Origin of the sequence: uncultured Pseudoflavonifractor sp. (assembly GCF_944387805.1) — a bacterium.
Lineage (GTDB): Bacteria > Bacillota > Clostridia > Oscillospirales > Oscillospiraceae > Pseudoflavonifractor.
In genome coordinates, this window is record NZ_CALXGI010000091.1 from 1 (window position 1) to 7,181 (window position 7,181).

At 60.9% G+C, this 7,181-nt stretch carries 7 protein-coding genes; 6 read left to right on the forward strand and 1 reads right to left on the reverse strand.

Going from position 1 to position 7,181, the window contains the following annotated elements:
* A partial coding sequence (locus Q0K06_RS13405; protein WP_294553518.1) for a biotin/lipoyl-containing protein occupies window positions 1–714 on the forward strand: 714 nt, incomplete at its 5' end.
* A gap of 346 nt (window positions 715–1,060) precedes the next feature.
* Window positions 1,061–1,381 carry a hypothetical protein gene (locus tag Q0K06_RS13410; protein ID WP_294553520.1) on the forward strand — a complete coding sequence of 107 codons (321 nt, stop codon included), beginning with the start codon at window positions 1,061–1,063 and terminating at the stop codon, window positions 1,379–1,381.
* A gap of 77 nt (window positions 1,382–1,458) precedes the next feature.
* Here the strand turns inward: Q0K06_RS13410 and Q0K06_RS13415 are convergent, their stop codons facing one another.
* Entirely contained in the window at window positions 1,459–2,754 is a 1,296-nt protein-coding gene (locus Q0K06_RS13415) for a hemolysin family protein (RefSeq protein ID WP_294553523.1), read from the reverse strand.
* Window positions 2,755–3,152: 398 nt separating this feature from the next.
* On the opposite strand from Q0K06_RS13415, the gene Q0K06_RS13420 reads away from it, so the two are divergent.
* The 4 genes from Q0K06_RS13420 to Q0K06_RS13435 all read left to right on the forward strand — a co-directional run bounded on the left by Q0K06_RS13420 (window position 3,153) and on the right by Q0K06_RS13435 (window position 6,983).
* Complete coding sequence (locus tag Q0K06_RS13420; protein WP_294553526.1) at window positions 3,153–4,274, forward strand: class I SAM-dependent RNA methyltransferase; 1,122 nt, start codon at window positions 3,153–3,155, stop codon at window positions 4,272–4,274.
* Between the two features lie 42 nt (window positions 4,275–4,316).
* Window positions 4,317–5,501, forward strand: a complete 1,185-nt coding sequence (locus Q0K06_RS13425) for a WG repeat-containing protein (protein WP_294553528.1) — start codon at window positions 4,317–4,319, stop codon at window positions 5,499–5,501.
* 15 nt (window positions 5,502–5,516) lie between these two features.
* Window positions 5,517–6,479, forward strand: coding sequence for a diacylglycerol kinase family protein (locus tag Q0K06_RS13430; protein WP_294553531.1), 963 nt, complete (start codon window positions 5,517–5,519; stop codon window positions 6,477–6,479).
* A gap of 219 nt (window positions 6,480–6,698) precedes the next feature.
* Complete coding sequence (locus tag Q0K06_RS13435) at window positions 6,699–6,983, forward strand: co-chaperone GroES (protein ID WP_148319741.1); 285 nt, start codon at window positions 6,699–6,701, stop codon at window positions 6,981–6,983.
* Window positions 6,984–7,181: the final 198 nt, after the last annotated feature.

Genomic DNA, 7,181 nt, shown 5'->3' on the forward strand with positions numbered 1-7,181 from the left:
GTGAGCTACTTCAAGGGCATGATGGGCCAGCCGGCCTGGGGCTTCCCCGAGGATTTGCAGCGGGTGGTGCTCAAGGGGGAGACGCCCATCACCTGCCGGCCCGGGGAGCTGCTGCCTCCCGTGGACTTTGACGCAGTGCGGGAGGAGATGGCCTCCTTTATGGGCGGCGACGAAATCAACATGCGGGCCATGCTCTCTTACTGCCTCTATCCCAAGGTGTACGAGGAGTACCGGGAGCACCGCAATGAGTACGGCTACATCGCCCGCATGGGCAGCCATGTATTCTTCAACGGCATGGCCCTGGGCGAGACCACCCAAATCAGCATTGAGGACGGCAAGACTCTGGTCATCAAGTACCTGGGGCTGGGCGACCTGAATGAGGACGGCACCCGCACCGTCCAGTTCGAGCTCAACGGCCAGCGCCGGGAGGTGGCGGTGCCCGACAAGACTGCTGAGGTCAAGGGCGTCCAGGTCACCCTGGCCGACCCGGAGGACAAGAGCCAGGTGGGAGCCTCCATCCCCGGCATGGTGTCCAAGATCAGCGTCCAGCCCGGAGACCGGGTGGAGGCCAACCAGGTGCTGGGCATCATCGAGGCCATGAAGATGGAGACCAGCGTGGTGGCCCGTCTGGCGGGCGCCGTGGAGTCCGTCCATGTTCAGGAGGGCGACAATGTGAAAGCCGGTCAGCTCCTCTTCACCGTCAAGCCCGACTGACTCTGAGGCCCTTTCCCGCCTTCCCGTCGCCCTCCGCGCCTCCGGCGCGCCGCGCTCTGCGCGTCCAAGCGCCGCCCGTCGGGCGGCCTTGCCCCGGGGCGATTCACTCGTCCCGGGGAAAATAAAATCCGGGGTCCCCGCAAAACCTGTTTTGCGGGGAGGGCGACAATGTGAAAGCCGGTCAGCTCCTCTTCACCGTCAAGCCCGACTGATACCGGGTCCTATCCGTACGCTTAAGGGACATGGTCTATGGCCATGTCCCTGCCCCTTGAATACGGGCTCCTTTATGCTATAATGGAGACACCAGAGAAAATTTTATTTCTTTTCGTGGAAAGAGGGGGTTTCTATGACAAAGCAGGTGAAAATTCTGCTCCGCGTCCTGGCCGCGGCCCTGTTTCTGCTCTTCCTTTTCTTCGGCGCCACCCTGGGCAACGGCTTCTGCCTGGGGGATTCCATTATGACCAACCTGGGCCTGAGTCCCTGGTCAAGGGGCACCCAGGGCACCCACTATCCCGCCGTCATCGCCCTGGTGGGCATGGCCGCCTCCGCTGTCCTGTTCACCTCCACCACGGAGCAAAAGGCCAGGACCTCCTGGCTGCTGGTCATCGGCCTTAGCGCAGCCGGTTTTCTTATCAGCCTTATCCGCGTCCTTGTTCATCTGGCCTGATATCCGCCTTCAGACAGCAGGAGGGCGCGCCGCATATGCGGCGCGCCCTCCTTTTATGTTGATTGAGGAGAAGTCCGTCAGTTCTCCCGGTCCTTCTTCTCCTTTTCCTTTTTGTCCTTCTTCTCCTCCTCGGTCTCCTCGGGCAGCACCACCACTTTGATCTCCATGACCCGTCGGTGATCCACCTTGGTGACGGTCACATCCAGGCCGTCGGCCTGGAACCGGTCCCCCTCCGCGGGGATGCGGCCAATCTGCTCCATAACCCAGCCGGACACCGTGTTGGCGTCGCAGCTGCCCTTAATGGAGAACAGGTCGTACAGGTCCGTCAGGTCTGCGGAACAGGAGATGAGATAGCTGCCGTCAGGCTGCTTCTGGAACTGCTCGATAACCTCGTCGTGCTCATCCCAGATTTCGCCCACCAGCTCCTCCACAATGTCCTCCATAGTGACCAGGCCCTCGGTGCCGCCGTACTCGTCCACCACAATGACCATGTGGGCCTTCTCCCGCTGGAGAATGCGGAGCATCTGGGATATTTTAGTGTTTCCGGTGGTGTAGAGCACCGTGCCCATAAAGGAGGACAGATCGCTGATGCCGTGGTACCGGGCAGCGTGGAAGTCCTTTTCATGGATGACGCCCACAATATCGTCGATGTCCTCATGGTACACGGGCAGGCGGGAGAAACCGCTCTCAGCGAACACCTTGGCCACCTCGTCCATGGTGGACGTGTCCTCCACCGCCACAATGTCCACCCGGGGGGTGAGAATCTCCTCCACCTCCATATCGCCGAACTCAATGGCGGAGCGGATGAGCTCGCTCTCGTGCTGGTCCAGGCCGCCCTCGTCCTCGGCCTGGTCCACCATGGTGATGAGCTCCTCCTCGGTGATGCCCTCGTCCTCCTTCTTATGAAAGACCAGGCTGAGCAGCTTCTTCCACTGGGTAAAGAGGAAGTTGAGGGGCCGCAGCAGGGTGATAAAGAACTTCAGTATGGGCGCGGAGAACATGGCGAAGGACTCAGGGGACTCCTTGGCCAGGCTCTTGGGGGAAATCTCGCCGAAAATCAGGATGACCGCTGTGAGCACCACTGTGGACACCGTAGGGCCGTAAGCGCCCAGAAGATTGGTGAAGAGCACGGTGCCGATGGTGGTGGCGGTGATGTTGACAATGTTGTTGCCTATCAGGATAGTAGAGAGCAGACGGTCAAAGTCCTCTTCCAGCTCCAGAACCAGAGCCGCGCGGGCATCTCCGCCGTCGGCCCGGCTCTTCATCCGCACCCGGTTGAGGGAGGAGAAGGCAGTCTCTGTGGCCGAGAAGTAGGACGACATGGTCACGAGGAAGATAAGAATAACTATCATGATAATACTGGCACTGTCCATAATGGAACTGATCACTCCTAAAATTTGGAATATACAGCAGGTGAAACGCTCCGTCTTTTCCTATTTTTGCGCGCAAAAGGACAGCCCTATCCCTTGTGGGATAACGCTGTCCTCAACCATTGACGCTATGTAATTGGGTAAGGGAGGTTCGTCCACGCGGGCTCACCGTTTCCTTTCCTGCTTATTTACAGAGATGATATCACAGCAGGGTGCAAAATGCAAGAGCCGGATTTTTCCCGCCCTGCTCAAAAATTTTTTCCGGATTAAAATATTTGCGCTTCCCCGTAAAGTAAGATATACTAGCTATGTATGACTCCGCTCATATGGCGCTGCGTTCCATGGACTCTCGTCCGCAGCGTTTTATCCCACAGGCGCGCCTTAGGCGCATGGAGGTTGCTATGGACCGGCTGAAATTTTTCATTCCCACTCTCTTCGGGCTGGAGGGGCTGGCCGCCAACGAACTGCGCCGGCTGAAGCTCTCTGATGTGCGGGCCGAGAACGGCCATGTGCTCTGCTCCGGCCAGCTCCGGGACATTCCCCGGCTGAACCTGAATCTGCGCACCGGCGAGCGCGTGCTGCTGGTGATGAGCTCCTTCCACGCCCCTGACTTTGACGCCCTGTTCGAAGGGGTGAAGGCCATCCCGTGGGAGGACTATCTTCCCCGCACCGCCGCCTTCCCCGTCAAGGGTTACAGCCTCAACTCCGCCCTCCACTCGGTGCCCGCCTGCCAGTCCATTGTAAAGAAGGCGGTAGCCGCCCGGCTGGGCAGGGCCTACAAGCTGGAGACCCTGCCGGAGACCGGAACTTTGTTTCAGATCCAATTCTCAATTATGAAAGACACTGCCACCATTCTGCTGGACACCACCGGCGCCGGCCTTCACAAGCGGGGCTACCGGGCGGTGGGCGTAGAGGCCCCTCTGCGGGAGACCCTTGCCGCGGCCATGGTGATGCTCTCCCAGTACCGGGGCAAGGACCCCTTCTGCGACCCTTTCTGCGGCTCCGGCACCATCGCCATCGAAGCCGCCCTCATCGCCAAGAACCGTGCCCCCGGCCTGGACCGGTCCTTCTCCTCCCAGAAGTGGCCCTGGCTGCCCGCCCAGAGCTGGATGGCCGCCGCCGGGGAGGCCATGGATGGGGAATTTGACGGTCAGTACGACATCTGGGGCGGCGACATCGACCCCAGGGCGGTGGAAATCGCCCGTTCCAACGCAGAGAAGGCCGGAGTGGAGAACCTGGTCCGCTTCGACGTGGCCGACGCCACCCGCTTCCACCGCAGCGAGCCCTACGGCCGGGTGGTGACCAACCCTCCCTACGGCGAGCGCATTATGGAGAAAAAAGAGGCCGAAACCCTGTACGCCGCCTTCGGACAGGCTGTCCGGGGCCTGCCCTCCGGGTGGCGGGTGTCCATCCTGTCCTCCCACACGGAGTTTGAGCGCACCTTCGGCCGCACAGCCGACAAAAAGCGGAAGCTGTACAACGGCATGATTAAGTGCGACCTGTTCCAGTACAACAAGCGGTAAGCCGCGCCTCCAATCCGGGAGGCTGTCTAAAAGGAGTCTAAAATGAAACGAACCATCCGCAAGCTGCCCCTCCTTCTGGTCTTGACCCTGGCCCTCTCCCTAACCTCTCCTGCCGCCCTGGGGCTGGAGGTCAGGGGCAATTACACCGAGGGCATGGCCGCCGCCACCGACGGCTCTGCCTGGGGCTATGTCAACGCCTCGGGCACAGTGGCTATTCCCATCCGGTTTGAGGAGGCCTCCGACTTCTCCCTGGGCGTGGCCCGGGCAAAGGAGGACGGCAAGTACGGTCTGCTGCGGCAGGACGGGCTGTGGCTGCTGGAGCCCCTGTACGACAGCCTGACCGCTGTGGACTGCGGGGTGTACATTGCCCGGCGGGACGGGGTGTGGGAGCTGCTGACCGTGGTGCCTGTGCCTGGCGCGGACGGCGCCTCCCACCAGTTGTATACCGGCGCCAGCTCCATCGCCGTGGAGCAGGGCGCCGCGGGCAACGAGATTGTGATCAGCTGGACCGACAAGGACAGCGCCCGTATCAGCCTCTCTTCCCTGCCTCGGACTCTCTCCAGCCTGGGAGTGCCCTTCGCCGCCTTCTCCCTCCGCTCCGGCCGCACAGCCGCCTTTTCTGATGTGTCCGGCAAGGACTGGTTTGACCTGTGGGTGGATCTGGCCTACAACCTGGGCCTGATGGAAGGGCCGGGGGACGGCACCTTTATGCCTTACAGCACCCTCACCGTGGGCGAGGCCCTGAAGATGGCCGCCGTGCTGGACAGCGCCTACGCCGGCAGGCCCTTTACCAGCGGCGGCGACCCCTGGTACGCCAACGCGGTGAACTACTGCCTGACCTACGGCATTATTACGGACGCCACTTTTGACAGCTACACCCGCCCCATCACCCGGGCAGAGCTGGCCCTGGTGTTCTCCGCCACCTCTCCGGTGCAGGAGGCGGACGACATCAATGACGCCGGCCGGGTGGCCTCCTCCATCCCAGACGTAGCCGGCGGCGACTTTGCCGCCAGCTCCATCTACGCTCTGTACGCCAAGGGTATTGTCAGCGGCAGCGACAAGCAGCTCACCTTCCGGCCTGAGGCCGTCATCACCCGCAGCGAGGTGGCCGCCATGGCGGCCCGTATTGCCCGGCCTGAGCAGCGCATTCTCCTCTGGCCCGCCAACAATTCCTCCACCTACTACCACGCCGCCGGAATTCAGCTTGCCGCCTCTACTTTTTCATAAGGAGCTGAAGGCCCTTTGAAGCACCTGTTCATCATCAACCCCGCTGCCGGGAAGCACGGCAGCACCGACGCCCTCACCGCCCAGATTGAAGAAATATTCGGCGGCGCGGGACTGGACTATGAAGTTGTCCTTACCAGCGGCGCGGGCAGCGGTACGGCCCTGGCCCGGGATGCCGCCCGGTCCGGCGGGCCGGTGCGCATCTACGCCTGCGGCGGGGATGGCACCCTCAACGAGGTGGTCAACGGCGCCGCCGGGTATGACAACGCCGCCGTCACCAACGTACCCAAGGGCACAGGCAACGATTTTCTGAAAATCTTCGGCAAAAACTACCGGGCCCGGTTCTCCGATCTGGCCGCCCTGGCGGAGGGGCCCCAGGCCGCCCTGGATCTGATGGACTGCAACGGAAAGCTGGGACTGGGGGTTATCTGTGCCGGCGTGGACGCCCGGGTGGCCGCCGACGTGTATAAGTACAAAGCTCTGCCTCTGGTGTCCGGCGTGGGGGCCTACATCCTGTCTCTGGTGGTCAACGTGTTCAAGGGCCTGACCCGTCCCACTAAAATCCGCGTGGACGGCGAGACCCTGGACGGCCTGAGCACCATTATCTGCATCTGCAACGGTCGTTACTATGGCGGCGGCTTTATGCCCGTAGGGGACGCCCAGCCCGACGACGGCATTCTGGACATGCTGGTGGTGCCCAAGGTGAGCCGCTTCACCTTCTTCCGCCTGGTGGGCAAGTACGCCAAGGGTCTCTACCGCCAGTTTCCCCAGCTCATCCGGGACTTCCATTGCCGGGAGATTTCCTTCTCCTCCCCCCAGGAGCTGGTGGCCGTGGTGGACGGCGAGGTTATGCGCGCCCGCAGCTTTACCGTCCGGCTTTCAGAGAAGAAAGTTAACTTTTTTTATCCCTCTGATGTATTTTGGCGTGAAAGTTTACAGACTGCTAACAATTGCAAAGGTTCTTTTTCTGAAATCCTGTGATATCAGGAGAAAAACGGAGCTCTCAGTATCTTAAATGAGTTATTTTAAAAAACGCTGGATTTTCAATGAAATTTGATTGAAAATCCAGCGTTTTTTTACTTGCACATTTTGCCTTCCAAAGCTATTATTATAAGTGCGTTAGCACTCCGGTAAAATGAGTGCTAAGACATGGGACAGTTTACAAAGTAAATTTTTCATAGATGCAAGGAGGAACCAGCTATGAATCTCAAACCCCTGGCTGATCGTGTGATCATCAAGATGGTGGAGGCCGAGGAGACCACCAAGAGCGGCATTATCCTGACCGGCTCCGCCAAGGAGAAGCCCGAAGTGGCTGAAGTTATCGCCGTGGGCCCGGGCGGCATGGTGGACGGCAAGGAAGTGGTCATGACCGTGAAGGTAGGCGACAAGGTCATCACCAGCAAGTACTCCGGCACCCAGGTCAAGGTGGACGGCGAGGAGTACACCATCGTCCGCCAGGGCGACATTCTCGCCATCGTCGAGTAACAAGAAGCGCTGAGCCGCCGAGCAGGGGAGCCTGGACCGGAGCGAGGGCGGGCAAAGGGCCGCGGAGCGGTCCGGAGACCAGCCCGAGTCGCAGGGAAGGCGACCCGCCCGCGAGGCGCGCGAAGCGTGACAGGAAGCGCTGAGCCGTCGTGAGCAGCGCGGATGGACCGCAGCGAGGGCGAGAAACCGAAGGCGCGC

What these genes read in the sequence shown, in the direction of transcription:
- Q0K06_RS13410 (WP_294553520.1), top strand. Translation starts at nt 1,061, where the DNA reads ATGACAAAGCAGGTGAAAATTCTGCTCCGCGTCCTGGCCGCGGCCCTG.
- Q0K06_RS13415 (WP_294553523.1), bottom strand. Translation starts at nt 2,754, where the DNA reads ATGGACAGTGCCAGTATTATCATGATAGTTATTCTTATCTTCCTCGTG.
- Q0K06_RS13420 (WP_294553526.1), top strand. Translation starts at nt 3,153, where the DNA reads ATGGACCGGCTGAAATTTTTCATTCCCACTCTCTTCGGGCTGGAGGGG.
- Q0K06_RS13425 (WP_294553528.1), top strand. Translation starts at nt 4,317, where the DNA reads ATGAAACGAACCATCCGCAAGCTGCCCCTCCTTCTGGTCTTGACCCTG.
- Q0K06_RS13435 (WP_148319741.1), top strand. Translation starts at nt 6,699, where the DNA reads ATGAATCTCAAACCCCTGGCTGATCGTGTGATCATCAAGATGGTGGAG.